The organism is Roseateles violae (genome assembly GCF_030410485.1).
GTDB lineage: Bacteria > Pseudomonadota > Gammaproteobacteria > Burkholderiales > Burkholderiaceae_C > Roseateles_D > Roseateles_D violae.
The window spans coordinates 13,627-40,046 of sequence record NZ_JAUHHC010000003.1 but is presented as its reverse complement, the minus strand read 5'-3'; the positions used below and the strand labels follow the sequence as shown (position 1 = coordinate 40,046).

28 protein-coding genes are annotated in these 26,420 nt (G+C 69.5%); 16 read left to right on the top strand and 12 right to left on the bottom strand.

Annotation, left to right across the window (positions count from 1 at the left end; all coding sequences use genetic code 11):
- Positions 1 to 45 precede the first annotated feature (45 nt).
- Both QWJ38_RS10495 and QWJ38_RS10490 read left to right on the top strand, forming a co-directional pair.
- Positions 46 to 657: a CHRD domain-containing protein gene (locus QWJ38_RS10495; protein ID WP_290359033.1), complete on the top strand. Its 612-nt coding sequence runs from the start codon at positions 46 to 48 to the stop codon at positions 655 to 657.
- 105 nt (positions 658 to 762) lie between these two features.
- Positions 763 to 1,125 carry a GFA family protein gene (locus tag QWJ38_RS10490; protein WP_290359032.1) on the top strand — a complete coding sequence of 121 codons (363 nt, stop codon included), beginning with the start codon at positions 763 to 765 and terminating at the stop codon, positions 1,123 to 1,125.
- Positions 1,126 to 1,149: 24 nt separating this feature from the next.
- Here QWJ38_RS10490 and rarD read toward each other — a convergent pair whose 3' ends face one another.
- Positions 1,150 to 2,037: an EamA family transporter RarD gene (rarD, locus tag QWJ38_RS10485; protein ID WP_290359031.1), complete on the bottom strand. Its 888-nt coding sequence runs from the start codon at positions 2,035 to 2,037 to the stop codon at positions 1,150 to 1,152.
- A 114-nt stretch (positions 2,038 to 2,151) separates the two neighbouring features.
- Between rarD and QWJ38_RS10480 the strand changes: the two genes are divergently transcribed.
- The 3 genes from QWJ38_RS10480 to QWJ38_RS10470 are packed head-to-tail and all read left to right on the top strand — an operon-like array spanning position 2,152 to position 4,089.
- Positions 2,152 to 2,421: a MoaD/ThiS family protein gene (locus QWJ38_RS10480; protein WP_290359030.1), complete on the top strand. Its 270-nt coding sequence runs from the start codon at positions 2,152 to 2,154 to the stop codon at positions 2,419 to 2,421.
- A 4-nt stretch (positions 2,422 to 2,425) separates the two neighbouring features.
- Positions 2,426 to 3,520: a WD40/YVTN/BNR-like repeat-containing protein gene (locus QWJ38_RS10475; protein WP_290359029.1), complete on the top strand. Its 1,095-nt coding sequence runs from the start codon at positions 2,426 to 2,428 to the stop codon at positions 3,518 to 3,520.
- A complete protein-coding gene (locus tag QWJ38_RS10470; protein WP_290359028.1) occupies positions 3,517 to 4,089 on the top strand; it encodes a GNAT family N-acetyltransferase in 573 nt (190 codons plus the stop codon). The genes QWJ38_RS10475 and QWJ38_RS10470 overlap by 4 nt, the downstream gene beginning before the upstream one ends.
- Here QWJ38_RS10470 and QWJ38_RS10465 read toward each other — a convergent pair.
- Positions 4,074 to 4,775: a pseudouridine synthase gene (locus QWJ38_RS10465; protein ID WP_290359027.1), complete on the bottom strand. Its 702-nt coding sequence runs from the start codon at positions 4,773 to 4,775 to the stop codon at positions 4,074 to 4,076. The two genes, QWJ38_RS10470 and QWJ38_RS10465, sit on opposite strands and share 16 nt — an antisense overlap.
- A 156-nt stretch (positions 4,776 to 4,931) precedes the next feature.
- Between QWJ38_RS10465 and QWJ38_RS10460 the strand changes: the two genes are divergently transcribed.
- A complete protein-coding gene (locus QWJ38_RS10460; protein ID WP_290359026.1) occupies positions 4,932 to 5,327 on the top strand; it encodes a hypothetical protein in 396 nt (131 codons plus the stop codon).
- Between the two features lie 7 nt (positions 5,328 to 5,334).
- Here the strand turns inward: QWJ38_RS10460 and QWJ38_RS10455 are convergent, their stop codons facing one another.
- Both QWJ38_RS10455 and QWJ38_RS10450 read right to left on the bottom strand, forming a co-directional pair.
- Entirely contained in the window at positions 5,335 to 5,739 is a 405-nt protein-coding gene (locus QWJ38_RS10455) for a YchJ family protein (protein ID WP_290359025.1), read from the bottom strand.
- Positions 5,736 to 6,269 carry a GNAT family N-acetyltransferase gene (locus QWJ38_RS10450; RefSeq protein ID WP_290359024.1) on the bottom strand — a complete coding sequence of 178 codons (534 nt, stop codon included), beginning with the start codon at positions 6,267 to 6,269 and terminating at the stop codon, positions 5,736 to 5,738. The genes QWJ38_RS10455 and QWJ38_RS10450 overlap by 4 nt, the downstream gene beginning before the upstream one ends.
- Positions 6,270 to 6,315: 46 nt before the next feature.
- Between QWJ38_RS10450 and QWJ38_RS10445 the strand changes: the two genes are divergently transcribed.
- Both QWJ38_RS10445 and QWJ38_RS10440 read left to right on the top strand, forming a co-directional pair.
- Positions 6,316 to 8,766, top strand: coding sequence for a UvrD-helicase domain-containing protein (locus QWJ38_RS10445; RefSeq protein WP_290359023.1), 2,451 nt, complete (start codon positions 6,316 to 6,318; stop codon positions 8,764 to 8,766).
- A gap of 222 nt (positions 8,767 to 8,988) precedes the next feature.
- Positions 8,989 to 9,360, top strand: coding sequence for a VOC family protein (locus QWJ38_RS10440; RefSeq protein WP_290359022.1), 372 nt, complete (start codon positions 8,989 to 8,991; stop codon positions 9,358 to 9,360).
- Between the two features lie 153 nt (positions 9,361 to 9,513).
- Here the strand turns inward: QWJ38_RS10440 and QWJ38_RS10435 are convergent, their stop codons facing one another.
- The 4 genes from QWJ38_RS10435 to QWJ38_RS10420 form a co-directional block, all read right to left on the bottom strand.
- Positions 9,514 to 11,745 (bottom strand): PhoX family protein, encoded by a 2,232-nt coding sequence (locus QWJ38_RS10435; protein WP_290359021.1) that lies wholly within the window; start codon positions 11,743 to 11,745, stop codon positions 9,514 to 9,516.
- Positions 11,746 to 11,828: 83 nt separating this feature from the next.
- Positions 11,829 to 12,698: a BPSS1780 family membrane protein gene (locus tag QWJ38_RS10430; protein WP_290359020.1), complete on the bottom strand. Its 870-nt coding sequence runs from the start codon at positions 12,696 to 12,698 to the stop codon at positions 11,829 to 11,831.
- 12 nt (positions 12,699 to 12,710) lie between these two features.
- A complete protein-coding gene (locus QWJ38_RS10425; protein WP_290359019.1) occupies positions 12,711 to 13,682 on the bottom strand; it encodes a homoserine kinase in 972 nt (323 codons plus the stop codon).
- Between the two features lie 61 nt (positions 13,683 to 13,743).
- Positions 13,744 to 14,094, bottom strand: a complete 351-nt coding sequence (locus QWJ38_RS10420; protein ID WP_290359018.1) for a DUF2782 domain-containing protein — start codon at positions 14,092 to 14,094, stop codon at positions 13,744 to 13,746.
- Between the two features lie 94 nt (positions 14,095 to 14,188).
- On the opposite strand from QWJ38_RS10420, the gene polA reads away from it, so the two are divergent.
- On the top strand, positions 14,189 to 16,945 hold the full coding sequence (gene polA / locus QWJ38_RS10415; RefSeq protein WP_290359017.1) for a DNA polymerase I: 2,757 nt from the start codon (positions 14,189 to 14,191) through the stop codon (positions 16,943 to 16,945).
- 16 nt (positions 16,946 to 16,961) lie between these two features.
- On the opposite strand, the gene QWJ38_RS10410 is transcribed toward polA, so the two are convergent.
- Positions 16,962 to 17,915: a Bug family tripartite tricarboxylate transporter substrate binding protein gene (locus QWJ38_RS10410; protein WP_290359016.1), complete on the bottom strand. Its 954-nt coding sequence runs from the start codon at positions 17,913 to 17,915 to the stop codon at positions 16,962 to 16,964.
- Between the two features lie 86 nt (positions 17,916 to 18,001).
- Positions 18,002 to 18,781, bottom strand: coding sequence for a response regulator transcription factor (locus tag QWJ38_RS10405; protein ID WP_290359015.1), 780 nt, complete (start codon positions 18,779 to 18,781; stop codon positions 18,002 to 18,004).
- Positions 18,782 to 18,883: 102 nt separating this feature from the next.
- On the opposite strand from QWJ38_RS10405, the gene QWJ38_RS10400 reads away from it, so the two are divergent.
- Positions 18,884 to 19,360 carry a DUF3237 domain-containing protein gene (locus tag QWJ38_RS10400; RefSeq protein ID WP_290359014.1) on the top strand — a complete coding sequence of 159 codons (477 nt, stop codon included), beginning with the start codon at positions 18,884 to 18,886 and terminating at the stop codon, positions 19,358 to 19,360.
- Here the strand turns inward: QWJ38_RS10400 and QWJ38_RS10395 are convergent.
- Complete coding sequence (locus tag QWJ38_RS10395; RefSeq protein WP_290359013.1) at positions 19,345 to 20,304, bottom strand: PEP-CTERM sorting domain-containing protein; 960 nt, start codon at positions 20,302 to 20,304, stop codon at positions 19,345 to 19,347. The two genes, QWJ38_RS10400 and QWJ38_RS10395, sit on opposite strands and share 16 nt — an antisense overlap.
- A 181-nt stretch (positions 20,305 to 20,485) precedes the next feature.
- Between QWJ38_RS10395 and QWJ38_RS10390 the strand changes: the two genes are divergently transcribed.
- The 5 genes from QWJ38_RS10390 to QWJ38_RS10370 all read left to right on the top strand — a co-directional run bounded on the left by QWJ38_RS10390 (position 20,486) and on the right by QWJ38_RS10370 (position 25,076).
- Positions 20,486 to 21,304, top strand: a complete 819-nt coding sequence (locus tag QWJ38_RS10390; protein ID WP_290359012.1) for an HDOD domain-containing protein — start codon at positions 20,486 to 20,488, stop codon at positions 21,302 to 21,304.
- Between the two features lie 92 nt (positions 21,305 to 21,396).
- Positions 21,397 to 22,665 carry a lipoprotein-releasing ABC transporter permease subunit gene (locus QWJ38_RS10385; protein WP_290359011.1) on the top strand — a complete coding sequence of 423 codons (1,269 nt, stop codon included), beginning with the start codon at positions 21,397 to 21,399 and terminating at the stop codon, positions 22,663 to 22,665.
- Positions 22,658 to 23,368: an ABC transporter ATP-binding protein gene (locus tag QWJ38_RS10380; RefSeq protein ID WP_290359010.1), complete on the top strand. Its 711-nt coding sequence runs from the start codon at positions 22,658 to 22,660 to the stop codon at positions 23,366 to 23,368. Before QWJ38_RS10385 ends, QWJ38_RS10380 begins: the two co-directional genes overlap by 8 nt.
- The gene (purU, locus tag QWJ38_RS10375; RefSeq protein ID WP_290359009.1) at positions 23,365 to 24,237 is read left to right on the top strand and encodes a formyltetrahydrofolate deformylase; all 873 of its coding nucleotides are present in this window, start codon (positions 23,365 to 23,367) and stop codon (positions 24,235 to 24,237) included. Before QWJ38_RS10380 ends, purU begins: the two co-directional genes overlap by 4 nt.
- Positions 24,238 to 24,254: 17 nt before the next feature.
- Positions 24,255 to 25,076: a TatD family hydrolase gene (locus QWJ38_RS10370; RefSeq protein ID WP_290359008.1), complete on the top strand. Its 822-nt coding sequence runs from the start codon at positions 24,255 to 24,257 to the stop codon at positions 25,074 to 25,076.
- Here the strand turns inward: QWJ38_RS10370 and QWJ38_RS10365 are convergent.
- Positions 25,073 to 25,882, bottom strand: a complete 810-nt coding sequence (locus QWJ38_RS10365) for a mechanosensitive ion channel family protein (protein ID WP_290359007.1) — start codon at positions 25,880 to 25,882, stop codon at positions 25,073 to 25,075. The two genes, QWJ38_RS10370 and QWJ38_RS10365, sit on opposite strands and share 4 nt — an antisense overlap.
- Here QWJ38_RS10365 and QWJ38_RS10360 point away from each other — a divergent pair.
- On the top strand, positions 25,848 to 26,420 hold the full coding sequence (locus tag QWJ38_RS10360; RefSeq protein WP_434063963.1) for a DNA-deoxyinosine glycosylase: 573 nt from the start codon (positions 25,848 to 25,850) through the stop codon (positions 26,418 to 26,420). The genes QWJ38_RS10365 and QWJ38_RS10360 overlap by 35 nt on opposite strands.

Here is a 26,420-nt window from a genome sequence, read left to right as displayed (position 1 = left end):
GCTCGTCGTCGGCCCTTGTTCATTCGAAGACATCAGGAGTCGCGCATGAAGAAATCGCTGCCCTTGCTATTGGCGCTGTGCGCATTGCTCGGTTCGCCGTTCGCCGCCCACGCCCTTGTCTACCAGTTCAACGCCACCCTGAACGGGCCCAGCGAAGTTCCGTCGACGGCCAGTACTGCGACGGGCATTGCCAGCCTGCAGTACGACGATCACGGCACGGCTTCGCTGCTCGACGACACCTACAGCTTCTCCGAGGCGGTGTTCGGGCTGTCCGGCCCCGCTACTGGCTATCACATCCATGCCGCGGCGTCGTCCACCGAGACGGGGCCGGTACGCATCAACTTCGCCAGCACGCCGGGTTACCTCGTGACCGTGTCGGGCAACAACGTCCTGGTCGGCGCTGCCAATCTGCCGGCGCCCGCGATTCCGGCGACGCCTTCGAGCTCGTCGAATGCCGGCTATCCGGCGATGTCATTCCTTGCCGTGCTGCAGAACGGGCTGGCCTATGTCAACGTCCACACCGCCAGCTATCCGGGCGGCGAAGTGCGCGGGCAGTTGCTGCAGGTCTCGGCAGTGCCGGAGCCGGGAACCTCGGCCCTGTTGCTGGCCGGTGCCGGCGTCATCGGCATGGCCGCGCGCCGCCGCCTGAAGCGCTGAACAGGCGGCGCTGCGGGACCAGGGCCGGCTTTGCCGGCCTTTCGCATTTGTAGACCTGCTGCGTGAGAATCGGCAGGCACTGGCTTGCCACTCGAGGAGATTCCGATGCATGAAGGTTCCTGTCACTGCGGCGCGGTCCGCCTGCGGCTGCCGTCGACGCCGACGGTAGCCACCGATTGCAACTGCTCGCTGTGCCGCCGCGGCGGCGGGCCCTGGGTCTACTTCGAGTTCGGCAGCGTCGCCATCGAAGGCCATCCCGAGTCCACGATCGACTACATCTGGGGCGACAGGACGCTGCGGACCATCCGTTGCAAGACCTGCGGCTGCGTCACTCACTGGGAGCCGCTGCAACCCACGCCCGGCTGCAAGCATGGGGTCAATCTGGGCAACTTCGATCCCGCACTGATCGCCTCGGTTCGGGTGCGCAGATTCGACGGCGCCGACAGCTGGAAATTCATCGACGAGTGAGCGCCGCCGCCGGGCTCCGCAGGATTACACCGCGCTGAGCGCCGCCGCCCGCCGCCCGCGCCACAAGCCCTCCAGGCTGTAGATCGCCAGCGCCGCCCAGATGCAGGCGAAGGCAGTGAGCCGCGCCGGCTCCAAGGGCTCGCGGAACAGGAAGACGCCCAGCAGGAACTGCATCGAGGGCGAGATGTACTGGATCAAGCCCAGGGTCGTCAGCGGCAGGCGTCGGGCGCCGGCGGCGAACAGCAAGAGCGGGATCGCCGTCACCGGCCCGGCCAGCAAGAGCCAGCCGAGCTGCGCCGAGGTGCCGGCGACAAAGGCGCTATGGCCCTGCGCGGTCCACAGCGCCAGCGCGCCGGCCGCGACCGGCGCGACCAGCAGGGTCTCCAGGGTCAGCCCCTCCATCGCGCCCAGCGGTGCCGTCTTGCGCACCAGACCGTAGAAACCGAAGCTCAGCGCGATCACCAGCGCGATCCATGGTGCGCGGCCGGTCTGCACCGTCATCCACAGCACGCCGGCCGTCGCCAGGCCGACGGCCGCCCATTGCAGCGGGCGCGGCCGCTCGCGCAGGAAGACGAAGCCCAGCGCCACATTGACCAGCGGATTGATGAAGTAGCCCAGGCTGGCCTCCAGCACATGGCCCTGCTGGACCGCCCAGACATAGGCCAGCGAGTTGACGACCAGCAGGCTGGCCGACAGCCCGAACAGGCCCAGCAGCCGCGGCTTGCGCAGCACCGCCGGCGCCCAGGCCCAGCGCCGCAGCACCGTCATCAAGAGCGCCACGAAGGCCAGCGACCACAGTGTGCGGTGCGCGATCACCTCCAGCGCCGGCACCTCGGTCAGCTGCTTGAAGTAGAGCGGGAACAGGCCCCACAGCAGATAGGCCAGCGCGGCATAGGCAATGCCTGGATTCATCTCGAACTTCTTCTTGGTGTGACGGAAGCGGCATTCTCGGCCGGCGCGCCGATCGGCGCTGGCCCAGGGCTTTAGGCACTGTTCAGCCAGCGCCCAGGCGGCAAGAATCCGTCCATGGCCCGCATCGTCTTCACCCCCCAATTGCGCCGCTTTGTCGAAACTCCCGAGGTCCAAACGTCGTGCCAGACGGTGCGCGAGGGCCTGGAGGCCGCGTTCGCCGTCAACCCGCGGCTGCGCGGCTATGTGCTCGACGACCAGGGCCATCTGCGCGCCAACGTGGTGATCTTTGTCGACGGACGGCGGCTGCGCGAGTTCCGGCTCCTGAACGAGCCGCTGGGACCCGACAGCGTCGTCCATGTGCTGCAAGCATTGTCCGGAGGCTAGACCGATGACCAATCCCAGCAAGAGCGCCTGGGTCGCCACCCGCAAGGGCCTGTTCGAGCTGCGCCACGACGGCGCCGGCTGGCAGATCGCGAACCTGAGCTTCATCGCCGAGCCGGTGACCATGGTGCTGCCAGCGCCGCCGGGGCAGCGCATGCTGGCGGCGCTGAACCTGGGGCACTTCGGCAGCAAGATGCATGCGTCCGACGACGGTGGCAAGAGCTGGACCGAGGTGGCCGTGCCGACCTTTCCCCCGCAGCCCGAGGGCGATGGCAGCGATCAGGGGCCGGCCTGGAAGCTGCAGCAGGTCTGGTCCATGGAGCGTGACGGTGCCGGCACCGTCTGGGCCGGCACCATCCCTGGCGGCCTGTTCAAGAGCGGCGACGGTGGCGCCAGCTGGCAGCTGGTCGACTCGCTGTGGAACCTGCCCGAGCGGATGGAATGGATGGGCGGCGGGTACGACGCGCCGGGCATCCACTCGATCTGCCCGCATCCGAGCAAGCCCGAGGAGACGCTTCTGGGCGTCTCCACCGGCGGCGCCTGGCGCAGCACGGACGGCGGCGCCAGCTGGCAGATCCGCGCCAGCGGCATGAATGCCGACTACATGCCGCCCGAGCGCCAGCAGGACCCGATCGTGCAGGACGTGCACCGCATCGCCCGCTGCGCCGGCGCACCCGAGGTGCTGTGGACCCAGCATCACTGCGGCATCTGGCGCTCGGCCGACAACGGCGCCAGCTGGCAGCGGCTGCATGCTGAGCCCTCCAGCTTCGGCTTCGCCGTTGCCGCCCATCCGCGCGACCCGAACACCGCCTGGTTCGCGCCGGCGATCAAGGACGAGCGCCGCCTGCCGGTTGACGCCGCCCTGTGCGTGACCCGCACCCGCGACGGCGGCAGGAGCTTCGAAGCGCTGCGTCGGGGCCTGCCGCAACAGCATTGCTATGACCTGATCTACCGCCACGGTCTCGACGTTGACGCCAGCGGCGAGCGCCTGCTGATGGGCAGCACGACCGGCAACCTCTGGGCCAGCGACGATGCCGGCGACAGCTGGCAGGCCGTCGCGCTGAACCTGCCGCCGATCTACGCGCTACGCTTCGGGGCATGAGTAGCGCCGAGGCGTCCTTTCCCCTGTTGACGAGTGCGCGGCTGCGGCTGCGCGAGCTGACTCCGGCCGACGCGCCGGCTCTGTTCGCCATCCATGGCGATGCCGAGGCGATGCGCTGGTTCGGGAGCGATCCGCTGCAAAGCGTGGCGGAAGCCGAGAAACTGGTCGAGACCTTCGCCGGCTGGCGTTGCCTGCCCAACCCCGGCACGCGCTGGGGCCTGGAGCGGATCGCCGACGGTGCCTTGGTCGGCAGCTGCGGCCTCTTCGCCTGGAACCGCGCCTGGCGCCGCTGCACCTTGGGCTATGAGCTGGCGCGTGCGGCCCAGGGCCAGGGCCTGATGACGGAGGCGCTGCTCACCGTGTTGGCCTGGGGCTTCTCGGCCGACGGCATGGGCCTGAACCGGGTCGAGGCGATGATTCATCCGAAGAACCAAGCTTCGCTGCGCCTGGCCGAGGGCCTGGGCTTCCGGCGTGAGGGACTCTTGCGCGAGGTGGCCTTCTGGGGTGGCCGGCACGAGGACCTGGAGATGCACGCTCTGCTGGCACGCGATCGTCAGCCCGCAGCCTGAGCGCGCAGGAGCTGCCACTCCGGCCCCGGCGGCGCCTTCAGCACAAGCGGCCGGCCGTCGGCCGGATGCGCAATCTGCAGCTCCAGCCCATGCAGCCACAGGCGCTGCAGGCCCAGATAGGCGGCGACCGCGCGATTCAGCGGGCCCTTGCCATGAGTGGCGTCGCCGATGATCGGGTGGGCGATGTGCTTCAAGTGCCGCCGGATCTGATGCCGCCGGCCGCTGAAGGGGCTCGCCTCGACCAGGGCGAAGCGGCTGCTCGCGAAGCGCGTATCGGTCTGCAGCGGCCATTCCAGGCGCTGCAGCAGCCGCCAGTCGGTGCGCGCGTCCAGCAGGGTCTGGCCGGCCGAGGGCTTCTCGGGGTCGCGCGCCAGCGGATGCTCGATGGATCCCGACTCGGCCGCGGGCCAGCCGCGCACCAGAGCCAGATAGCGCTTCTTCGCCAGGCCCTGCTCGAACAGCGGCCCGACCCGGGCGGCGATCTCGGCGCTGAGCGCGAACAGCAGCAGGCCCGAGGTGCCCTTGTCGAGCCGGTGCACGGGCCAGACCGGGCGGCCCAGCTGGTCGCGCAGCAGCTGCAGCGCGAAGACTTCTTCCTGCGCGTCGAGCGCTGTCCGATGGACCAGCAGGCCGGCCGGCTTGGCGATGGCGACCAGGTGGTCGTCGATGTAGACGATGGGCAACATGAGGCTTGTGAACTCTTACCGAATGCCGATGAATACGGGGCTTCCCCTCCTCAGGGGGGAATGACAGCGGCGCCGCCGACCGAAAAAATCCTGTCACAGGCCGCGCGCATGATGTGCAGGCAAACCAGCAGTCCTTGCTTTTTTCGGGAGTTGAACATGCCGCAGATTCTCCACGTCGGACACCGCTCGCCCTGGGTCAGCGCGATCGCCTGGCTGCTGATGGCGTTCGGCCTCGCCGGGCTCGCCTTCCTGGGCTATCTGGCCAGCTTCGCCGCGGCCGGCCACGACGCGCTGAGCCTGCTGACCCTGGCCGAGCTGGCGATTGCCTCGCTGCTGGCGCTGACCAGCGGCCAGGGCCTGCTGCGCCGCTACGAGTGGGGCCGCCGTCTGTCGGTGGCGCTGCTGGGCCTCTTGATGCTGGCGCTGCCGGCCTTGCCCTGGCTGACCGACTCGAGCCTGGGCCTGGCGATCCTGAGCCTGGCGATCAGCGCCGCGCTGATCTGGCCGCTGCGCCAACTCAGCTCGCTGGACGTGCGGCAGGAATTCGCCTGATCAGCGCTCAGTCGACGTCGCCGTCGACATAGAGCCAGGCGCCGTCCTCGCGCACGAAGCGGCTGATCTCGTGCAGGCGATGGGCGCGCCCGCCCATCTTGCCGCGGGCGACAAACTCCACCGTCGCATGGTCGGCGTCCTGCTGACAATGCCTTTTCACCTCCAGCCCCAGCCAACGCAGGCCCGGCTCATTGGGCGCCAGGCTTGCCGGCCGTGTGCTCGGATGCCAGCTGGCCAGCAGGTAGTCCAGCTTGTCCAGCACGTAGGCGCTGTAACGCGAGCGCATCAGCGCCTCGGCATCCGGGGCGCGCAGGCCCAGACCGGCGGCAAAGTCCTGGTGCCAGCGGCCGCAGCAGGCTTCGTAGATCCGGCCGCTGCCGCAGGGGCAGGCGGCACTGCTCGTCATCGTCATTGCAGATCCAGCTCCCAGATTTCGCCGACCAGGTCCTGGCCGAAGCTGTGGTGCGATTCGCTGCCGACGAGGATATAGCCCTCGGCCGCGTAGATGCCGCGGGCGGCCAGCAGCAGGCTGTTCGTCCACAGCCGGATGCGGCGGTAGTCGGCCCGGCGGGCGAAATCGCTGCAATGCCGGACCAGCCGCCGGCCGAGACCCAGGCCGCGGGCCGAGGGTTCGACCAGCAGCAGGCGCAGCTGGGCGACGCCGGCCTCGGGCGCGTCGCTGCCCTCGTCGCGAGCCTGGACCAGGCAGACGCAGCCGAGGCGCTCGCCCCCGCGCTCGGCGATCCAGCAGGCTTCGCGCGCGGGGTCCAGCCGCTGGGCGAGGCGGCCGGCGATCGTCGCGACCAGGGCCTCGAAGCCGAGATCCCAGCCGAACTCGGCGGCATAGAGCTGGCCATGGCGGGCGACGATCCAGCCGATGTCGCCGGGGGCGGGCGGGCGTAGCGTGACCGCGGCGGCGGCCGGCGTCGGAGGGCTCTGCATGGACATGCCGCCATTTGACCAAAAGCCGGCTCCGTAAAATGCCTGGATGAATTCCCACCCCTCTGACGATCTGTTCGGCGCGCCCGCTGCCGTTGCCGCGCCGCAGACCGGCCTGCTGAAGAACCTGAACCCCGAGCAGTACGCGGCCGTCACCGCGCCGGCCGAGCCGGCGCTGATCCTGGCCGGCGCCGGTTCGGGCAAGACGCGCGTGCTGACGACCCGCATCGCCTGGCTCTTGCAGACCGGCCAGGTGTCGCCCGGCGGCGTGATGGCGGTGACCTTCACCAACAAGGCGGCCAAGGAGATGATCACCCGGCTGACGACCATGCTGCCGGTCAATGTGCGCGGCATGTGGATCGGCACCTTCCACGGCCTGTGCAACCGCTTCCTGCGCGCGCACTGGAAGCTGGCCGGCCTGCCGCAGGGCTTCCAGATCCTCGACGCCAGCGACACCGTCTCGGCGATCAAGCGGGTGATCAAGGCGATGAAGCTGGACGAGGAGCGCTACGTGCCCAAGCAGGTGTCCTGGTTCATCGCCGGTGCCAAGGAGGATGGCCAGCGCCCCGGCGATATCGAGGCCTGGGACGAGCAGACCAAGACCCAGGTCGCGATCTACCAGGCCTACGAGGACCAGTGCGCGCGCGAGGGCGTGGTCGACTTCGCCGAGCTGATGCTGCGCTCCTACGAACTGCTGCGCGACAACCTGGCGCTGCGCCAGCATTACCAGCAGCGCTTCCGCCACATCCTGGTCGACGAGTTCCAGGACACCAACAAGCTGCAGTACGCCTGGCTGAAGATGTTCGCCCCACCGGGCAATGCGGGCGGCAGCGGGCAGAGCGTGCTGGCCGTCGGCGACGACGACCAGAGCATCTACGCCTTCCGCGGCGCGCGGGTCGGCAATATGGCCGACTTCGAGCGCGAGTACCGGGTGCGCAACGTCATCAAGCTGGAGCAGAACTACCGCAGCTTCGGCAACATCCTCGACGCCGCCAACGAACTGATCAGCCGCAACAGCAAGCGCCTGGGCAAGACCTTGCGCACCGAGGCCGGCCCCGGAGAGCCGGTGCGCGTCTACGAGCAGGCCAGCGACTTCGCCGAGGCGCAGTGGCTGATCGAGGAGGCGCAGGCGCTGCACCGCGGCGGCATCGCGCGCGCCGAGATCGCCGTGCTCTACCGCAGCAATGCGCAGTCGCGGGTGATCGAGTCGGCGCTGTTCAATGCCGGTATCCCTTATCGCGTCTACGGCGGCCTGCGCTTCTTCGAGCGCAAGGAGGTGAAGGACGCGCTGGCCTATCTGCGCCTGATCGAGAACCCGCACGACGACACCAGCTTTCTGCGTGTCGTCAACTTCCCGGCGCGCGGCATCGGCGCGCGCACGATCGAACTCCTGCAGGACGCGGCGCGCAGCAGCGGCCGCAGCCTCTACCAGAGCGTCGGCGCCGTCGCCGGCGCGGCCGGCGCCAAGCTGGCCGGCTTCGCGAATCTGGTCGACTCGACCCGCAACCTGACCCAGGGCCTGAACCTGCGCAAGATCATCGAGGAGGTGCTGGAGACCTCGGGCCTGAACGAGTTCTACCGCAATGACAAGGACGGCGCCGAGCGGCTGGAGAACCTGGGCGAACTGATCAATGCCGCCGAGGCCTTCGTCACGCAGGAGGGCTTCGGCCGCGATGCGGTCGCGCTGCCGGTCGACGAGCTGTCGCCGGGTACGCTATCTGATGGTCGGGCCGAGGGTCTGCCGGCGGCGGTCGCCCAGGCCGCCGTGACACCCGATGCGGAGACGGGCGAGATCATCTCGCCGCTGGCCGCCTTCCTGACCCATGCGGCGCTGGAGGCCGGCGACAACCAGGCCCAGGCCGGCCAGGATGCGATCCAGCTGATGACGGTGCACTCGGCCAAGGGCCTGGAGTTCGACGCCGTCTTCATCACCGGCCTGGAGGAGGGCCTGTTCCCGCACGAGAACTCGCTGTCCGACAGCGACGGGCTGGAGGAGGAGCGGCGCCTGATGTATGTGGCGATCACGCGCGCGCGCCAGCGGCTTTACCTGAGCTTCTGCCAGACGCGCATGCTGCACGGCCAGACCCGCTACAACATCAAGAGCCGCTTCTTCGACGAGCTGCCCGAGAGCGCGCTGAAATGGCTGACGCCGAAGAACCAGGGCTTCGGGTCCGGCTATGCCAAGGAGTACCAGGACGCCTGGTCGCGCGGCTCGGGCCTGAAGTCCATGGTCGGCGCCGGCAATCGCCCGGCCTGGAACAGCAACCCGCAGAAGGCCGCCTGGGTCGAGCCGCCGGTGCCGGCCGCGATGGTCAAGAAGGTCGACGACGAGCACGGCGGCCTGCGCGTCGGCAAGGGCGTGTTCCACACCAAGTTCGGCGAAGGCGTGCTGGTGACCTTGGAAGGCAAGGGCCAGGACGCGCGGGCGCAGGTGAACTTCGGGCGGCATGGGCTGAAGTGGCTGGCGCTCAGCGTTGCCAAGCTAACGCCGATCGATTGACGTCGGTGCCTGGCCCCGCGGGGAGGCGACTGCGTAAGCGACGCATCCCCCCAACAGAAGGATGCTTCACCGGGGTTGCTACCGAGCAAGCCCTGGGCCAAGCCCGTTCAGAATTCGGCTTCATGCGCTTGTTTAGGCGCGAGCCCAACTTGGATTCGGCGGGCTGCTTCGCAGACCGCTGAGCCGGTTCGTCAAGCCTCGAACCCGTCAGGAAGCACCGACATGAATCTCAATACCCCGCGGGTCTTTGTTCAAGACATTGCCGGTGCCAAGAGTTTCTACGGAGGCGTGCTTGGCCTTCGCATCAAGGCGGACGGCGAGTCGTATGGCTACTGCGTCTTTGATGCTGGCTCTGCGACGCTTGTCGTTGAGGAGGTGCCTGCTGACGCCCCCCAGGAGGACGGCGATCTCGTCGGGCGCTTCACCGGCCTTTCCTTCGAAGTGCGCAGCGTCCAAGCCGCATATGAGGATCTGCGTTCGCGCGGTGTGTCATTCAGTGGCGTGCCGGAGAAGCAGTTTTGGGGAGGAACGCTTGCCACGCTCCAGGACCCATCTGGCAACCAGCTGCAAATTTATGAGCAGCCACGGGCTTAACTCGTCGCTGGGGCCGACCCTCGCGAGCTACGCCGGCTCGGTCGTCTGAGCGGCGAGGTTGCCGCGGCGGGCGGCGACGCCGCCCGCCGAGCGTGAACCTTGCTGGCTACGAGCGAGTTCCCGGCGGCCCCTTACCGCGGCACAAGCAAGCACTCAGACCCCGATCTCCCCGCCGTCCTTGCGCGTGACCACCACCGTCGCCGAGCGCGGGCGCTTCTTCGCGGCCGTATCGGTCTGGCTGGCCGGCCAGTAGCTGCCGTAGCTCTTGGCCGCCCAGTCGGGCGCGCTGTCCTCGCCCGGGTGCTGGACGTTGAAGAACAGGGTCTTGTGGTCCGGCGTCATGGCGATGCCGGTGATTTCGCATTCCTTGGGGCCGACCAGGAAGCGGCGCACCGTATCGGCCGTCGCGCTGGCGCCCTTGATGGTTGCCGTGCCGCCTGCGGCCGCCGCCGCGCCGCCGTCGCCGACCTTGCCCGGCACCGCGGCCAGCATCATGCAGTTGGTGACGTCGGTGTAGGCGCCGTCGTCGGTCTGCACCCACAGCATGCCGCGCTTGTCGAAATACAGACCGTCGGGGCTGGAGAAGTCGTTGACGTCGCTCAGGCCCGACAGGTTCACGTCGGCCGCGGCGTCCGACTGCGCGCCGAACAGATAGATGTCCCAGGCGAACTTGGTGACGCTCGCCGCGTCCTCGCGCCAGCGGATGATGTGGCCGTTCGGATTGCCCTTTTGCGAAGTCGTCCCCTTCAGGTCCTCGTAATAGCGCGGATTGGCGGCGTCGGGCTTCAGCTGGCTGCCGCTCGGCGTGGCGCTCAGCGCGACGCGGTTGCTGTTGTTGGTCAGGGTCATATAGACCTCGCCGTTGAGCGGATTGACGGCGCCCCATTCGGGGCGGTCCATCTTGGTGGCGCCCAGCTTGTCGGCGGCCAGCCGGGCGTTGATCAGCACATCGGCCTGGTCGACGAAGGGGTAGGCGGCGTTCGTCCCGTCGAGGCCGTTCTTGCCATAAGCGAGCTCCAGCCATTCGCCGCTGCCGTCGGCGTTGAAGCGGGCGACATAGAGCGTGCCCTCGTCCAGGTACTTGGCGCCGGCCGTCAGGCCCTTGCCGACGTCGGCCGTGTCCCACAGGGCCTTGGAGACGAATTTGTAGATGTACTCGTTGCGCGAATCGTCGCCCTGGTAGATGACGACGGGCTTGCCCGCGACGGCCGGGGCGGGCCAGGCGCCCTCGTGGTTGAAGCGGCCCAGGGCCGTGCGCTTGGCCGGCACCGAGTCGGGGGCGAAGGGGTCGATCTCGACCACCCAGCCGAAGGTGTTGATGGTGTTGCGGTAGTCGTCGGCCGCCGTCGCCCCGGTGACCGAGGAATTCCAGCGCGCGAACAGATCGTCGCTGCCGGCCGTCTCCCACAGATAGGGGCTCTTGCGGTTGGGCGGCAGGCCGTAGCGGGCCAGGCTGGCGTTCTCCTTGGCCGTGCGCAGCGCCTCGTCGCCGGCCGCGCGGCTGATCACATTGAGGTAGTTCTCCTCGCAGGTCAGATAGGTGCCCCAGGGCGTGTAGCCATTGGCGCAGTTGTTGTTGGTGCCGCGCGTCTGTGTCGCGGTGCCGGAGAACTTGGTCGCCAGCATGGCCGCGCCGCGCGCCGGGCCGGCGAAGTCCATCACCGTGGCCGAGGTGATGCGGCGGTTGAAGCGCGAGCCGCGCACCATGCTCATGCCGGTGCCGCCGGCATCGCGCTTGACCTCGGCGACGCTGACGCCATGCGCGTAGATCTCCTTCTCGACCTCGGCCGCATTGCGCGCGGCGCCGGCGGCGCGGCCGGCCGGGTGCAGGCCGTAGGGCGCGACCACGTACTCGTGGTTGACGCACAAGAGGCCGCGGTCCGAGCGGTCGGCCTGGTAGGCGCCGGCCTCCGAGAGGCCGAACCAGTACATGCCGTCGTGGCCGTCGCCGATGCGGCGCTTGTAGGAGTCGGCGCTCTCGCTGCCGTCGTCCTTCCACGATTCGTCGCCGTAGTGCAGCGGGTCGCCCAGCGCATGCAGGATGCTCACCTGGTAGCCCTCCGGCACGGTGACCAGATCGTTCTTGTTCTTGGCGACGGCGGGGAAGCCGAGCTTGGGCGCGGCCGGGGCCGGGGCGGGCGTTGGTGCCGGGGCCGGCGCGGCGGTCACCGTGTCGTCGCCGCCCCCGCAGGCGGCCAGCGAGACGCCGCCCAGCAGCGCGGCGGCCGTCGTGCTGATGCCGCCCATCAGCGTCTGGCGGCGGCTCAGGCGCAGCGCCAGGATGTCGTCGATGTGTTGGTTGGCGCTGGGGTTGACGATCGCGTCGTCGTCGTAGCTGCAGGCGCTGTCGCCGGGCAGGGCTTGGCTGTTCTTCGTGATGCTCATCGAATGCTCCGCTTGAGTTAGCGGGCGCATTCTGCGAAGCGCCAATGTCAGCGCTGTGACATCGCCGAGCGCAGAGCGCCCGATCAGCTCTGCGGCAGCTCGCGCGGGGTGCCGAACATGAAGCAGTCGACGAAGGTGAAGTACAGCGAGGCGTAGAACACCGTCGACAGCACCAGGCCCAGCGGCGCGATCAAGAGCGGCAGCAATTGCGGCGCGCCCAGCAGGCCGCCCAGCAGGCTGCAGAGCAGGGCGGCGCCGATCACCAACGCGCTCCACAGCAGCGAGTTGACGACGAAGGCGCCCTTGTTGCGCCAGACGCCCAGGGTGCTGGAGAACAGCGATTGCATCAGCCCCTGGCCGCCCCAGTGCACCAACGCCGGCGCATGCCAGAAGGGCACCGACAGCAGGGCCGCCAGCGTCAGCCGCGTCATCGCGCCCCAGAACAGCGCCGGGTCGGCCGCGGCCTCGGCCACTTGCTCGGGCGGCGCGCCGCTGGCCAGCAGACGCTGCAGCGCGTCGAAGCTGCCGCCGTCGACCGCCGAGGACAGCAGGCTGATCAGCAGCGTCGCCAGCGCATAGGCACCGCACAGTTGCAGCTGCGTATTGCGGCGCTGCCGCGTCAGCTTCAGCGGAGCCAGGTAGACGGCCGCCGTCGGCGTGCGGTTCTGCAGCACCAGGTGCGTGGCCAGCATGAAGCCCAGCGACAGCAGCGGCCAGGCCATCAACAGCAGCACGATGCCGACGAAGGGCAGGAGCATCATCGCGATCGCGGCGAAGATGAAGATCGCCAGCAGGCCGGTCAGCGCCAGCGGCTTGCGCTGGAAGACCTTGAAGCCATGGCGTATCCACAGCCCGCCATTGCGTGGCGGCACCGTCTGCAGATGCAGCAGCATCGCCGTGCTCGGTGCCGGCGCGCCCGGCGGCGCGGAAGGAGAGGGAGGAAGACTGCTCATGGCTGCGAGGTCTCAGCTGCTTAGTGCATGCCAGGGGCGCGCGATGCGCTCGCGCAGCACGCGCTCGAAATGGGCCGGGTCATGGGGTTTCAGCATCGAGGCCTCGCGCGGCAAATGGAAGTCCCACAGCCGCGAGATCCAGAAGCGCAGCGCCGCCGCGCGCAGCATCGCCGGCAGCAGCCGGTGCTCGGCGCCGCTCAGGGGGCGCACCTTCTCATAGGCGGCGACGAAGGCGGCGGCGCGCGTCTCGTCCAGGCGGCCGCTATCCAGATCGATGCACCAGTCGTTCAGGCAGACGGCCAGATCGAAGAGCCAGCTGTCGACGCCGGCGAAATAGAAGTCGAAGAAGCCGCTCAGCTGCTCGCGGCCGGGAAGCCCCTCGAACATCACGTTGTCGCGGAACAGATCGGCGTGGATGGGGCCGCGCGGCAGCTCGGCATGGGTCTGCGAGGCGGCCAGCTGCTGCTGGAAGGCCAGCTCCGCGCTGATCAGCTCGGCCTGCTCGGGCGCGAGGAAGGGCAGCACCACCGGCACCGTCTCGGTCCACCAGGCCAGGCCGCGCAGATTCGGCTGGTGCAGCGGGAAATCCTGGCCGGCCAGGTGCATGCGCGCCAGCGCGGCGCCGACCTGCTCGCAGTGGAAGACATCGGGCGCCAGCTGGTGGCCGCCGCGCAGCTTGTCGACCAGGGCGGCCGGCTTGCCATTCAGCTCGAACAGGATCTGGCCCTGCTCGTCGGCCTGCGGATCGGGCACCGCCAGACCGCGCGCGGCCAGGTGCTTCATCAGCTGCAGGTAGAAGGGCAGCTGCTCGAAGCTCAGGCGCTCGAACAGCGTCAGCACGAACTCGCCGGCCTCGGCGCTGACGAAGTAATTGGTGTTCTCGATGCCGGCCTTGATGCCGCGCAGGCTCAGCAGGCGGCCCAGCCGCAGACGATCGAGGAGCGCTTGTGCTTGGTCGGGCGTGACTTCGGTAAATACGGCCATGGGCGGGCTGGCGGGCGTGTTGCGGCGGCTGGAAGGGGCGGAGCCCCGACGGTTGGGGGCGTCAGAAGTCCATCACGCGCCAGACACGCTTGCCCACCAGGTCGCGGGTGGTGTTGGCGCCGGGGGAGAGGTCGTGGGTGGCGTCGCCGACGATGATCTCGTAGGCCGGCGCGCTGCCCTTCTTCGGCTGCACGGTGATCTTGCGCGTCTCGCCGCGCACGCGCAGCTCCTCGATGCGGGTGCTGTCGTCCTCGATCACCCGGCGGTCGACCTTGGCCTCCGGCACCTCATCGGGCAGCACGGTCCAACCGGGCTTGGGCGGCGGCGGGGCGGTGGGCTTGTCGTCGGCGGCCCGGGCGGCACCGGCGGCGAACAGCGCCAGGGCGGAAAGAAGCAGGGTGGGGCGAAGCATCGGCCCATTCTATGTGTCCCAGGGCCGGTGCGCGGCGTCCGCCCTTGGACGGGCGCCGGCGGGCCGGCGCTTGCCGTGCGGCGACAATGGCTGCATGAGCAAACCAATCTTGCTGCTGGTCGACGGCTCCAGCTATCTCTACCGTGCCTACCATGCGCTGCCCGATCTGCGCGGCCCCGGCGGCGTGCCGACCGGCGCCCTGCACGGCATGGTCGCGATGATGAAGAAGCTGCGCGAGCAGATCGGCGCCGAGCACGCGGTCTGCGTGTTCGACGCCAAGGGCAAGACCTTCCGCGACGACTGGTATCCCGAGTACAAGGCGCAGCGCGCGCCGATGCCCGACGCGCTGCGCGAGCAGATCGAACCGATCCACGAGGTCGTCAAGCTGCTCGGCTGGCCGGTGCTCGAGGTGCCCGGCATCGAGGCCGACGACGCGATCGGCACCTTGGCGCGCGTCGCCGCCGAGGCCGGCCATGCGGTGATCGTCTCGACCGGCGACAAGGACATGGCGCAGCTGGTCACGCCCGACGTGACCCTGATCAACACCATGAGCAACGAGAGCCTGGACGCCGCCGGCGTGCAGGCCAAGTTCGGCGTGCCGCCCGAGCGCATCATCGACTACCTGACCCTGATGGGCGACGCGGTCGACAATGTGCCGGGTGTCACCGGCGTGGGCCCGAAGACGGCCGCCAAGTGGATCGCCGAGCATGGCTCGCTGGACGGCGTGATCGCCAATGCCGACAAGATCAAGGGCGTGGCCGGCGAGAACCTGCGCAAGGCGCTGGACTGGCTGCCGATGGGCCGCAAGCTGGTGACTGTGCGCTGCGACTGCGATCTGGCCGAGCATGTGGCGGGCTGGCCCTCGCTTGACACGCTGGCGTTGAAGGCCGTCGACGAGGCCGGCCTGCTGGACTTCTACGGCCGCTACGGCTTCAAGACCTGGCTGAAGGAACTGGGTGCGAAGACGGCCGCCGCGGCCGCCCCCGCGGAGCCGGTCAATGGCGATATGTTTGCCGACGCGCCGGCGCCGGTCGCCGCCGCGGTCGAGCGCCGCTACGAGACCATCCTCGACTGGGAGAGCTTCGAGCGCTGGCTGAGCAAGGTGCAGGCGGCCGAGCTGGTGGCGCTGGACACCGAGACCGATTCGCTGGAGCCGATGCTGGCTCGCATCGTCGGCATCTCCTTCGCCACCGCGCCGGGCGAGGCGGCCTATATCCCGCTGGCCCACAGCGGCCCCGATGCGCCGGCCCAGCTGCCGCTGGACGAGGTGCTGGCCAGGCTGAAGCCCTGGCTGGAAAACGAGCAGGCGGCCAAGCTGGGTCAGAACCTCAAGTACGACACCCATGTGCTGGCCAACCACGGCATCGCGCTGCGCGGCGTGCGCCACGACACCATGCTGCAGAGCTATGTGCTGGAGGCGCACAAGGCCCATGGCCTGGGCGCGATCGGCGAGCGCTATCTTGGCCGCAGCGGCATTGCCTACGAGGAGCTGTGCGGCAAGGGCGCGCACCAGATCCCGTTTGCCCAGGTCGATGTCGCCCGCGCGGCCGAGTATTCGGCCGAGGATTCGGACATGTGCCTGCAGGTCCATGCGCTGATGTGGCCGCGCATCGAAGCCGAGCCCGGCCTCAAGCGCGTCTATGCCGAGATCGAGATGCCGACCAGTGCCTTGCTGGCCCGCATCGAGCGCAACGGCGTGCTGATCGATGCAGCGCGCCTGCAGGCGCAAAGCCATGAGCTGGCGCAGCGCCTCGTCGCGATCGAGCAGGAGGCCTATGCGATCGCCGGCCAGCCCTTCAATCTGGGCAGCCCCAAGCAGATCGGCGAGATCCTGTTCAACAAGCTGGGCCTGCCGGTCGTCAAGAAGACGGCCACCGGCGCGCCCTCGACCGACGAGGAGGTGCTGGCCAAGCTGGCCGAGGACTACCCGCTGCCGGCCAAGATCCTCGAATCGCGCGGCCTGGCCAAGCTGAAGAGCACCTACACCGACAAGCTGCCGCTGCAGATCAACGCCAGCACCGGGCGCGTGCACACCAACTATGCGCAGGCGGTGGCGGTGACCGGCCGCCTGTCCAGCAACGAGCCGAATCTGCAGAACATCCCGATCCGCACGGCCGAGGGCCGGCGCGTGCGCGAGGCCTTCGTCGCCCCGGCCGGCTGTTCCGTCGTCAGCGCCGACTATTCGCAGATCGAGCTGCGCCTGATGGCCCATATCAGCGAAGACCCCGGCATGCTGCGCGCCTTCGGCGAGGGCGTGGACATCCACCGCGCGACCGCCAGCGAGGTCTTCGGCGTGCCGGTCGGCGAGGTGACGAGCGAGCACCGCCGCTATGCGAAGACGATCAACTTCGGCCTGATCTACGGCATGGGCGTGTTCGGCCTGGCGTCCAGCCTGGGTATCGAGCAGAAGGCGGCCAAGGACTATATCGACCGCTACTTCACCCGCTTCGCCGGCGTGCGCGACTATATGGAGCGCACCAAGCAGTTCGCGCGCGACAAGGGCTATGTCGAGACCCTGTTCGGCCGCCGCATCTACCTGCCCGAGATCAATGGCGGCAACGGCCCGCGCAAGGCCGGCGCCGAGCGCCAGGCGATCAATGCGCCGATGCAGGGCACGGCCGCCGATCTGATGAAGCTGGCCATGCTGAAGGTCCAGGCCGCGCTGGACGAGCAGGGCAAGGCCACGCGCATCGTCATGCAGGTGCACGACGAAATGGTCTTCGAGGTGCCTTCAGGCGAGCTCGACTGGGTCAAAGCCGAGGTGCCCCGGCTGATGGCCTCGGCGGCCGAGCTGCGCGTGCCGCTGCTGGCCGAGGTCGGCGTGGGGCCGAACTGGGATGAAGCCCATTGAGGCGGACCGAGGGCGATCAGTCGCCCTTGAAGCCGCTGGCCTTGACGGCCGCGGCCCAGCGCAAGGCCTCGTCCCTGACCATCTTCTCGGCCTCGGCGCGGCTGCTGCCGGTGACGCTGAAGCCGGCCTCGACCAGCTTCTGCCTGACCTCGGGCGCGCGCGCCGCGGCGGCGAACTGCTGGCTCAGCTGATCGAGCGTCGCCGCCGGCGTGCCGGCCGGCGCGAAGACCGCGAACCAGGCCGAGAAATCGACCTTGGGCAGGCCGGCCTCCGCAAAGGTCGGCACATCGGGCAGCAGCGGCGAGCGCGCCGCGGCGGTGGTGGCCAGCGCGCGCATCTTGCCGGCCTTGATCTGCGCGGCGCCCAGCGCCGTCGTCACGAAGGCGGCCTGCACATCGCCGGCAATGATGGCGGTGACCGCGTCGCCGGTGGCGCGGTAATGGATGGGCTCGATCTTGAAGCCGCCGGCCTCGGCGAACATCTCGGCGCCGAAATGGCCCGGCGTGCCGGCGCCGAAAGTGGCGAAGTTGAGCCGGTCGCCGCGCGCCTTCGCCGCCTTCACGAAATCGGCGACGCTGGTCGGCGGGGCCTGCACCGGCACGACCAGCAGGAAGTCCGAGCGCACCACCTCGCTGAGCGGGCTCAGCTCGCGCGCCGGGTTGTAGGGCAGCTTGGAGAAGGCCGCCGGCGCGATGCTGATCGAGCCGACCTCCCCCAGCAGCAAGGTCGTGCCGTCGGCCGGCGATTTGGCGACCGCCTGCGCGGCGATCTGGCCGCCGGCGCCGGCGCGGTTGTCGACCACGACGTTCTGCTTGCCCGTCTCGCCGACCTTCTGCGCCAGCAGCCGCGCGACCACATCCGGCCCGGTGCCGGGCGGGAAACCGACGATCAGCTTCAAGGGCGCGGTCTGGGCGATTGCCAGCGCCGGGGTCAGCAGCATCAGGGTGAGGAACAGGCGAGGCAGGCGCATGCGAGAGTCTCCGTTGTTGGGCCCGCAGTGTGCGCCGCCGGTCGGCGGCGGGCTGTCATCCGAGAGGCCGACAGCCGCGCCGGCGCTCAATGCGCGCCGCGCAGCGCCGCGAACAGCTCGCTCTTGAAATGCAGGCCCAGGCGCTCGAAGGCGCGGGCGCGGTAGGTCTTGACCGTCGCGCGGCTCAGGCCGAGGTCGGCGGCGATGCCGTCATAGCTCCAGCCGCGCAGCAGCCGCTCGCAGACGTCGAGCTCGCGCTCGGTCAGCTCGGCGCAACGCCGGCGCAGCGCCGCGCGCGTGTCGGGCGCCGCGCTCTGCTGCGGCGGACACAGCGCCAGATGGCGCTGGACCGTCGCCAGCAGCAGCGGCGCCAGGCCGCCGAAGCCGTCGAACTCGCCGGCGCTGAACAGGCCCTGCTGCTCGTGGCGGTACAGATTGACGGCCAGCAGGCCACCATCGGCCGCGCGCTGCACGACCGACAAGCGCTCCAGCATGCCGTGGCGGCGGTAGATCGCGTCACGGTGCGCGCTGCTGGGTGCCTCGTCGGCGCGCATGCGCAGCAGCGCCGCCTCGCCGCGGCGCACCGCGTCGAAGCTGCGGTCGGCGCGGTAGAGCCCGTCCAGATAGGCGGCAAAGCATTGCCGGGTGGTGTCGGCAACGCCGAGGCTGGACGACAGGTGCAGGATCGGCGCCTCGCCGTCGGCCAGCCGGTAGACCGACCAGGACCCCGCGCGCAGGCCACCGTCGTGGAGGCCGCCCAGCGCGCGGGCGGCGAAGTCCGGTGCACCCAGCGCAGCGATCAGCGGCAGCAGGCCGCGCAAGACGGGCGGTTCCCGTTGGGCGGTCAGCGGAACAAGCGTCGGCATCGTCTGCGGTTCTCCATGCGGGCGGTCATCCCCTGGGATGACGGCGGGGCGGCGCGGCCGGCGCGACACTGGCGCGATCCCGCCGCCCCGATCGATCTTGCCATGCCCGAACCGCTGCCGCCACCGCCCGCCCTGACGCCGATGACCCGCATCCACTGCGAGGTGCTGCCCCTGGTCAGTCTCGGCGAAGCGCCGGGCGGCGAGCGCCGCTATGTGCCGCTGGGCGGCGGCCGGGTACAGGGGCCGGAGCTGAATGGCCGCGTCGTCGAGGGCGGCGTCGACTGGCAGCTGCGCCGCAGCGACGGCGTGCTCGAGATCGCCGCCCACTATGTGCTGCGTGCCGATGCCGATGGCGGCCTGATCGAGGTGCGCAGCGAGGGCCTGCGCCATGGCCCGCCCGAGGTGATGGCGGCGCTGGCCCGGGGCGAGTCGCCGCCGCGCGAGCGCTATTTCTTCCGCACGCTGATGCGCTTCCAGACCGGTGCGCCGGCCTGGCTGCATCTGAACAAGGTGATGGCGATCGCCTGCGGCGAGCGCCGCGCCCGCGAGGTCGTGCTGGACGTCTACCGGCTGGGCTGAGTACGGCGGGCGCGCAGCGCCAGCAGGCCGGTGACCAGCAGCAGCGCGCTGGCCGGCTCGGGCACCGGCGTGCCTACGAGGACGGGATTGGCGAGCGCCGCGGCGACGCTCAGGCCCTGCGTGTCGGCAAAGCCGACGCTGAAGGTGTGGGTCGCGTCGACCGAGCCGCCATAGCGGCCCCAGCTGCCCAGCTGGATCTCGAGGAAATAGCTGCGCCCCGTCTCCAGATGGATGTCGACTCCGAAGCTGAAGGGCGAGGCCAGCACGCCGGCCTGGAAGCTGTAGGCCTCGCTGCGATAGCCGCCGGCGCCGAGCGCATGCGATTCGATCAGGTCGCCGACGAAGAAGGTGTCGGTGTCGACGCCGATGTGGTCAGCGCTCAGCGAGAACACGCTGATGCTGGCATTGAGCAGCGCCGCGGCGGCCGCCGGCGCGCCGTCGAAGCCGTCGTCGCCGACCAGATGCTGGGCACTGAAGTCAAGGCTGGCGCCGATATGGCGATCGGCCGGGCCGCTGCCGTCCCAGCGGTAGCTCTGCAGCACCGTGTTCCAGGCCGAGACGCGCGCATAGGTCGTGCCGCTAAAGGCGCCCTGCTTGATCAGCAACTGGCCGAGGCCGCCCCCGGCGTCGACCGAGGCCCGGCTGGCCTGGCCGCCGGCAATCGCCAGGCTGTTGCTGGCGACGGCGGCGCTGCTCAGCCCGCCCAGCGCGGCCTGGTAGCGTTCCTCCTGCATCGTCGCGATGAAGTCGTTGTTGATGTCGCAGCGATCGGGCAGCAGCGAGCCGGCCGCGCGCGCTTCGGGGCTGCGGCAGTCGCGCACATAGACGGCCGATTGCGCCGCGTTGGCGATCTCGAGCAGGGCGGCGGCGGCCGGGGTGGCGGCGGCCAGCAGGGCGAGCAGCGCTGCTTCGGCGGCAAGGGTGCGGGGCTGGGTGATCGGCATAGGGTCCTCGCTGGCGGTGGCAATGCATCTTCAGCGCCATGTCGCGCCGCCGCAAGACGATTTGCGCGCTCGACACGCCTGCGGCTCGGCAGTTCTGAGGATGCGCCGCGGGCACGGCGGCTTGTATTCACCCGGGCCGGCCGGCCATTACCATCGCTTCTTCTTTATCGCGAGGTGTTCCGTGAAACTCGAAGAGCTGCTGGCCAACGACGCCTTGATCCCTTCGCCGCCGGAGGCGGTCCACCGCATTCTTGCCGAGCTGCAGCAGGACGAACCCGATATGCGGCGGGTCAACCAGCTGCTGGCGGAAGAGGGGGGGCTGACCCTGCGCCTGCTGCGGCTGGTGAATTCCGCGCGCTACAGCCCCGGCGTCACGCCGATCGGCACGGTGGAGGCGGCCACGGCCCTGCTGGGCCTGAAGACGACGCGCCAGCTGGTGCATGCGGCGGCCGTCGGCGATGCCTTTCATGCGGTACCCGGCGTGAACATGCCGGAGTTCTGGCGCCACGGGCTGGACGTCGCCAAGATCGCGCACTCGCTGGCCGGCGATCTGAAGCTGGACGCCGGCATCGCCTTCACCGCCGGGCTGGTGCACGGCGTGGGCGACCTGATCCTGAAGCGGGCCATGCCCGGGCTCGCCAGCCTGCAGCCGGCTTTTGCCACCGACGACGGCCGCTATGCGGCGCAGAAGGCGGAGCTGGGCTATGCCTACCCGGAGGTCGGCGCGGCCTTCGCCGCGCGCTGGCGCTTCCCGGCCAGCCTGGTCGAGGCGATCCGCCATCAATGCGATCCGCAGGACGGCGGCGACACCCTGGCCAGCGTGCTCTACCTGTCCAGCTGGAGCGCCCGCGCGCATGAGCTGGACATCGCGGGCACCGCGCTGTTCGACAGCTTCCCGCAGGGCGTGGCGCGGGCGATCGGCCTGAGCGATGCCGAGCGGCTTTGCGACGGCCAGATCATCGAGTGGACCTCGGCGGACGAAGCGCGCGATTTTTCCTGAACGCCGTATCACGACGCAGTGAGGCGAGCGGGCGGTCATCGGCTGGCCTCGCAGCCAGGCCGTCGGCGCGCGCTCGGTTAGCATCCGCTCCCATGAATTGGCCCTATGAACTGCAAATCGGCTGGCGCTACACGCGCGCGGGCCGGGGCGGGCGACGCAACCGCTTCATCTCCTTCATCTCCGGCGTGTCGGTGCTGGGCATCGCGCTGGGCGTGGCGGCGCTGATCATCGTGCTGTCGGTGATGAACGGCTTCCAGAAGGAGGTGCGCGACCGCATGCTGTCGGTCGTCGCCCATATCGAGCTGCTGTCCTACCAGGGCCAGGCGCTGGCGGACTGGCGCCAGACGGTGGCGCAGGCCAAGGCCAATCCCGAGGTCGGCGGCGAGATCGTCGGCGCCGCGCCCTTCGTCGCGGCGCAGGCGCTGATCGCGCGTGGCGACGAGATGCGCGGCGCGGTGATCCGCGGCGTCTCGCCGGCCGAGGAGGCGACGGTGACGCCGCTGGCCGCGCAGCTGAAGGACGGCGTGCTGGCCGAGTTGCAGCCGGGCGGCTGGGGCATCGTGCTGGGCGCCGAGCTGGCGCGCAGTCTGGGCGTCTCGCGCGGCGACAAGATCACCCTGGTCGCGCCCGGCGGCCAGGTGACGCCGGCCGGCGTCGTGCCTCGTTTGAAGACCTTCACGCTCTTGGGAGTGTTCAACGCCGGCCATTACGAGTACGACAGCGGCATGGCGCTGATCCATGTCGACGATGCGGCGCGGCTGTTCCGCACCGAGGGACCGACCGGCGTGCAGCTGCGGCTGAAGGACGTGCACGAGGCGCGCCAGGTCGCGTCGCGGCTGGCGCGCACGCTGCCGCCGGAGCTGCTGGTGCGCGACTGGACCCGCACCAATGCGAACTGGTTCGACGCGGTGCAGGTCGAGAAGCGCCTGATGAGCATCATCCTGACCCTGATCGTCGCCGTCGCCGCCTTCAACCTGGTCTCGACCCTGGTGATGACGGTCACCGACAAACAGGCCGATATCGCCATCCTGCGCACCCTGGGCGCGAGCCCCCGCTCCATCATGGGCATCTTCATCGTGCAGGGCGCCGCCTCGGGCGTGATCGGCACCTTGGCCGGCGTGGCCGGCGGCCTGTTGATTGCCTTCAATCTGGACGTGATCGTGCCGGCGATCGAGCATGCGCTGAACGTCAGCTTCCTGCCCGGCAGCATCTACCTGATCAACCACATGCCCAGCGACCCGCAAAGCGGCGACATCGTGCCGATCGCGCTCACCTCGCTGCTGCTGGCCTTCGTTGCGACCATCTATCCGAGCTGGCGCGCCAGCCGCGTGCAACCGGCCGAGGCCCTGCGCTATGAGTGAGGCGCTGTTGAAGGACGACGAGCGGGTGCTCGAAGGCGTCGGCATCGAGAAGCGCTTCAGCGAGGGCGGGCTCGACGTGCCGGTGCTGCAGGGCGTGGACATCACGGTGCGCCGCGGCCAGACGCTGGCCATCGTCGGCGCCTCGGGCTCGGGCAAGTCGACGCTGCTGCACCTGCTGGGCGGGCTGGACCAGCCCAGCGCCGGCCGCATCCGGCTGATGGGCCGCGAGCTGGCCGAGCTGGGCGAGCCGGCGCTGGGCCAGTGGCGCAACCAGCACCTGGGCTTCGTCTACCAGTTCCATCACCTGCTGCCAGAATTCAGCGCGCTCGACAATGTGGCGATGCCGCTGCGCATACGCCGGATGCCGGTGGCCGAGGCGCGCGAGCGCGCGGCGGCCATGCTGGCGCGGGTGGGCCTGGCCCCGCGCGTCGCGCACCGGCCCTCGCAGCTGTCCGGCGGCGAGCGCCAGCGGGTCGCGATCGCGCGCGCGCTGGTGACCGGGCCGGCCTGCGTGCTGGCCGACGAGCCGACCGGCAATCTGGACCGCGGCACCGCGCAGACGGTGTTCGAGCTGATGCTGGCGACGGCCCGCGAGCTGGGCACCGCCTTCGTGATGGTCACCCATGATCCCGGCCTGGCCGCGCAGTGCCAGGCGCATCTGAACCTGGCCGGCGGCGTCGTCCAAGCCGAGCAATCCGTATGAGCCAATCCCAAGCCTCCCCGTCGCGCTTCATCCTCAAGCTCAGCTGCCCGGACCGCCCCGGCATCGTCCATGCGGTGACCGGCTTTCTGCTCGAGCAGGGCGGCAATATCCTGACCTCGGCCCAGCATGGCGATGCCGACCACCGGCGCTTCTTCATGCGCATCGAGTTCGAGGCCGCCGGCGAACTGGCCGCGATGCGCGCCGCCTTTGCCGCGCTGGCCGGCCAGTTGCAGATGGACTGGCAGCTGGTCGACGCGCGAGCCAAGACGCGCGTGCTGCTGCTGGTGTCCAAGCTCGGCCATTGCCTGAACGACCTGCTGTTCCGCGTGCAGACCAACCATCTGCCGATCGAGATCCCGGCCATCGTCAGCAACCACCGCGACTTCTACCAGCTGGCCGCCTCGCACAATATTCCGTTCCACCACTTCCCGCTGCTGCAGAGCACGCCCGAGCAGAAGGCGGCGCAGGAGAGGAAGATCATCGAGGTGATCGAGGAGAACCGGATCGAGCTGGTCGTGCTGGCGCGCTATATGCAGATCCTGAGCCCCGAGCTGTGCCGCTATCTGTCGGGCCGCGCGATCAATATCCATCACAGCTTCCTGCCCAGCTTCAAGGGCGCCAAGCCCTATCACCAGGCCTATGAACGCGGCGTCAAGCTGATCGGCGCGACCGCGCATTACGTGACCTCGGACCTCGACGAGGGCCCCATCATCGAGCAGGAGGTCGCCCGCATCGACCACAGCCTGCCGCCCGAGCAGCTGGTGGCGATCGGCCGCGACGTCGAATGCGTGACCCTGGCGCGCGCGATCCAGTGGCATGCCGAGCATCGCGTGCTGATGAACGGCAACCGGACCGTGGTCTTCCGCTGAGATCGACGGAGGCGGGCATGTGGATCGACAGCCACTGCCATCTGGACGCGCCGGAATTCGATGCCGACCGCGGGGCCGTCGTCGCGCGCGCCAAGGCGGCCGGCGTCGGGCAGATCGTCATCCCGGCCGTCGGCGCCTTCGATTTCGACTCGGTGCGGCTGCTGGCCCATGAGCACGGCTTTGCCTATGCGCTGGGCATCCATCCGCTCTATGTGATGCGGGCCGGCGAGGACGAGCTGACCCGGCTCGCCGAGCAGCTGCAAACCCATGCCTGCGACCCGCGCCTGGTCGCGATCGGCGAGATCGGCCTGGACTTCTTCGTGCCCGGCATCGACGCCGAGCGCCAGCGGCATTTCTATCTCGAGCAGCTGAAGCTGGCGCGCCGCCATGCGCTGCCGGTGATCCTGCATGTGCGCAAGAGCGCCGACCAGCTGCTGGCCGGCCTGCGCCGCCTGCCCGTCAGCGGCGGCATCGCCCATGCGTTCAACGGCAGCGAGCAGCAGGCAAAGGCCTTTGTCGAATTCGGCTTCAGGCTCGGCTTCGGCGGCACGCTGAGTTTCGATCGCTCGCTGCAGATCCGCCGCCTGGCCGCCGGCCTGCCGGAGGAAGCGCTGGTGCTGGAGACCGACGCGCCGGACATCCCGCCGCAATGGCTGTACAAGACCGCCGCCGAACGCGCCGCCGGCGCGGCGACTCCGCGCAACGAGCCGGCCCAGCTGCCGCGGATCGCCGAAAGCCTGGCGCAGCTGCGCGCGTGGAGTCTTGAGCAGACGGCCGCGGTGACCAGCGCCAATGTGGCCGCGGCCTTGCCGCGCCTGGCGGGTCTGGCGAGATCCTAGCGATTGCGCGGCGCGATCGGCGTCTCCGGCACCGGATAGCCGGCCGCGCCGAAGGTCGCGACGACGGCGCGGTGGGTGTCGAAATAGACCTGCCAGTAATGGTCGGTGTGGGTGTAGGGCCGCACGCACAGCAGCGGGCCCTCGGGGGTGAAGTTCAGGATCTCGACGTCGGGCGCCGGCGTCGTGGCGACATTGGGGATCGCGGCCACGGCCGCCTTCAGCTTGGCGATCGCGTCGAGCGGGTCGACGCTATTGGCCACCTTGGCCACGCAGTCGACGCGGCGCACCGGCAGGGTCGAGTAGTTCTGGATGGTTTCGGAGAAGATCTTGTTGTTGCCGACGATGGTCTGCACATTGTCCGGCGTGATGATGGTCGTGCCGAACAGGCCGATCTCGTGCACGGTGCCGGTGACGCCGCCGGCCAGCACAAAGTCGCCGACTTTGAAGGGCCGCAGCACCTGCATGAAGATGCCGGCCGCGAAATGGCTCAGCAGCCCGCCCCAGGCGGTGCCGATTGCCAGGCCCGCGCCGGCCAGCAGCGCGGCAAACGAGGTGGTCTTGATGCCGAAGATGTCCAGAATCGCCAGGATCAGGACGATGTTGAGCAGCACCGACAGGATGGAGCGCAGGTAGTTCGACAGCGTCGAGTCGACCTTGCGCCCAGCCTCCAGCGCGCGGGTGAACAGGCGTACGGCCAGATTGATAATCCAGCGGCCGACGACCCAGGCCGCCAGCGCGGCCAGCACCTTCAGGCCGAAATCGACACCCTGCGTGGCGAGAAACTGCCAGATCACTTCGGTATTCATCTTTTGCACCCCATCGTTGGACGGACGGCCCATCATCGCAAACCCCAAGCCGAAGCTGCAAGGTCTGACCCCCCTAGTGGCGTCAGATACACGCCTGCTGATGCTCGGCAGCTTTCCGGGCGTCGCCTCGCTGCAGGCGCAGGCCTATTACGGCCATCCACGCAACCAGTTCTGGCGCCTGCTCGGTGAGGTCTTTGGCCTGGCGCTGGAACCGGCCGACTATCCGACGCGGCTGGTGCTGCTGAAGGCCCATGGCATCGGGCTGTGGGACGTGATCACCGAGACGCATCGCGAGGGCAGCCTGGACAGCAGCATCCGCGCGCCGCGGGCTAGTGATCTGGCCGGCCTGGTCGCCGGGCTGCCGGCGCTGCGCGCGATAGGCTTCAATGGCGGCACCGCGCACCGCCTGGGCCTGCGCCAGCTGGGGCCGCTGGCCGTCAACTACCGTATCCTCGCGCTGCCCTCGTCGAGCCCGGCCTATACGCTGCCCTATGCGGACAAGCTGGCCGCCTGGCGCGCGCTGGCCTTTCAGGATTGA

Excerpts from the sequence above, each read along its gene's own strand:
- QWJ38_RS10495 (WP_290359033.1), top strand. The coding sequence starts at position 46 with ATGAAGAAATCGCTGCCCTTGCTATTGGCGCTGTGCGCATTGCTCGGT.
- QWJ38_RS10490 (WP_290359032.1), top strand. The coding sequence starts at position 763 with ATGCATGAAGGTTCCTGTCACTGCGGCGCGGTCCGCCTGCGGCTGCCG.
- rarD (WP_290359031.1), bottom strand. The coding sequence starts at position 2,037 with ATGAATCCAGGCATTGCCTATGCCGCGCTGGCCTATCTGCTGTGGGGC.
- QWJ38_RS10480 (WP_290359030.1), top strand. The coding sequence starts at position 2,152 with ATGGCCCGCATCGTCTTCACCCCCCAATTGCGCCGCTTTGTCGAAACT.
- QWJ38_RS10475 (WP_290359029.1), top strand. The coding sequence starts at position 2,426 with ATGACCAATCCCAGCAAGAGCGCCTGGGTCGCCACCCGCAAGGGCCTG.
- QWJ38_RS10470 (WP_290359028.1), top strand. The coding sequence starts at position 3,517 with ATGAGTAGCGCCGAGGCGTCCTTTCCCCTGTTGACGAGTGCGCGGCTG.
- QWJ38_RS10465 (WP_290359027.1), bottom strand. The coding sequence starts at position 4,775 with ATGTTGCCCATCGTCTACATCGACGACCACCTGGTCGCCATCGCCAAG.
- QWJ38_RS10460 (WP_290359026.1), top strand. The coding sequence starts at position 4,932 with ATGCCGCAGATTCTCCACGTCGGACACCGCTCGCCCTGGGTCAGCGCG.
- QWJ38_RS10455 (WP_290359025.1), bottom strand. The coding sequence starts at position 5,739 with ATGACGATGACGAGCAGTGCCGCCTGCCCCTGCGGCAGCGGCCGGATC.
- QWJ38_RS10450 (WP_290359024.1), bottom strand. The coding sequence starts at position 6,269 with ATGCAGAGCCCTCCGACGCCGGCCGCCGCCGCGGTCACGCTACGCCCG.
- QWJ38_RS10445 (WP_290359023.1), top strand. The coding sequence starts at position 6,316 with ATGAATTCCCACCCCTCTGACGATCTGTTCGGCGCGCCCGCTGCCGTT.
- QWJ38_RS10440 (WP_290359022.1), top strand. The coding sequence starts at position 8,989 with ATGAATCTCAATACCCCGCGGGTCTTTGTTCAAGACATTGCCGGTGCC.
- QWJ38_RS10435 (WP_290359021.1), bottom strand. The coding sequence starts at position 11,745 with ATGAGCATCACGAAGAACAGCCAAGCCCTGCCCGGCGACAGCGCCTGC.
- QWJ38_RS10430 (WP_290359020.1), bottom strand. The coding sequence starts at position 12,698 with ATGAGCAGTCTTCCTCCCTCTCCTTCCGCGCCGCCGGGCGCGCCGGCA.
- QWJ38_RS10425 (WP_290359019.1), bottom strand. The coding sequence starts at position 13,682 with ATGGCCGTATTTACCGAAGTCACGCCCGACCAAGCACAAGCGCTCCTC.
- QWJ38_RS10420 (WP_290359018.1), bottom strand. The coding sequence starts at position 14,094 with ATGCTTCGCCCCACCCTGCTTCTTTCCGCCCTGGCGCTGTTCGCCGCC.
- polA (WP_290359017.1), top strand. The coding sequence starts at position 14,189 with ATGAGCAAACCAATCTTGCTGCTGGTCGACGGCTCCAGCTATCTCTAC.
- QWJ38_RS10410 (WP_290359016.1), bottom strand. The coding sequence starts at position 17,915 with ATGCGCCTGCCTCGCCTGTTCCTCACCCTGATGCTGCTGACCCCGGCG.
- QWJ38_RS10405 (WP_290359015.1), bottom strand. The coding sequence starts at position 18,781 with ATGCCGACGCTTGTTCCGCTGACCGCCCAACGGGAACCGCCCGTCTTG.
- QWJ38_RS10400 (WP_290359014.1), top strand. The coding sequence starts at position 18,884 with ATGCCCGAACCGCTGCCGCCACCGCCCGCCCTGACGCCGATGACCCGC.
- QWJ38_RS10395 (WP_290359013.1), bottom strand. The coding sequence starts at position 20,304 with ATGCCGATCACCCAGCCCCGCACCCTTGCCGCCGAAGCAGCGCTGCTC.
- QWJ38_RS10385 (WP_290359011.1), top strand. The coding sequence starts at position 21,397 with ATGAATTGGCCCTATGAACTGCAAATCGGCTGGCGCTACACGCGCGCG.
- QWJ38_RS10380 (WP_290359010.1), top strand. The coding sequence starts at position 22,658 with ATGAGTGAGGCGCTGTTGAAGGACGACGAGCGGGTGCTCGAAGGCGTC.
- purU (WP_290359009.1), top strand. The coding sequence starts at position 23,365 with ATGAGCCAATCCCAAGCCTCCCCGTCGCGCTTCATCCTCAAGCTCAGC.
- QWJ38_RS10370 (WP_290359008.1), top strand. The coding sequence starts at position 24,255 with ATGTGGATCGACAGCCACTGCCATCTGGACGCGCCGGAATTCGATGCC.
- QWJ38_RS10365 (WP_290359007.1), bottom strand. The coding sequence starts at position 25,882 with ATGAATACCGAAGTGATCTGGCAGTTTCTCGCCACGCAGGGTGTCGAT.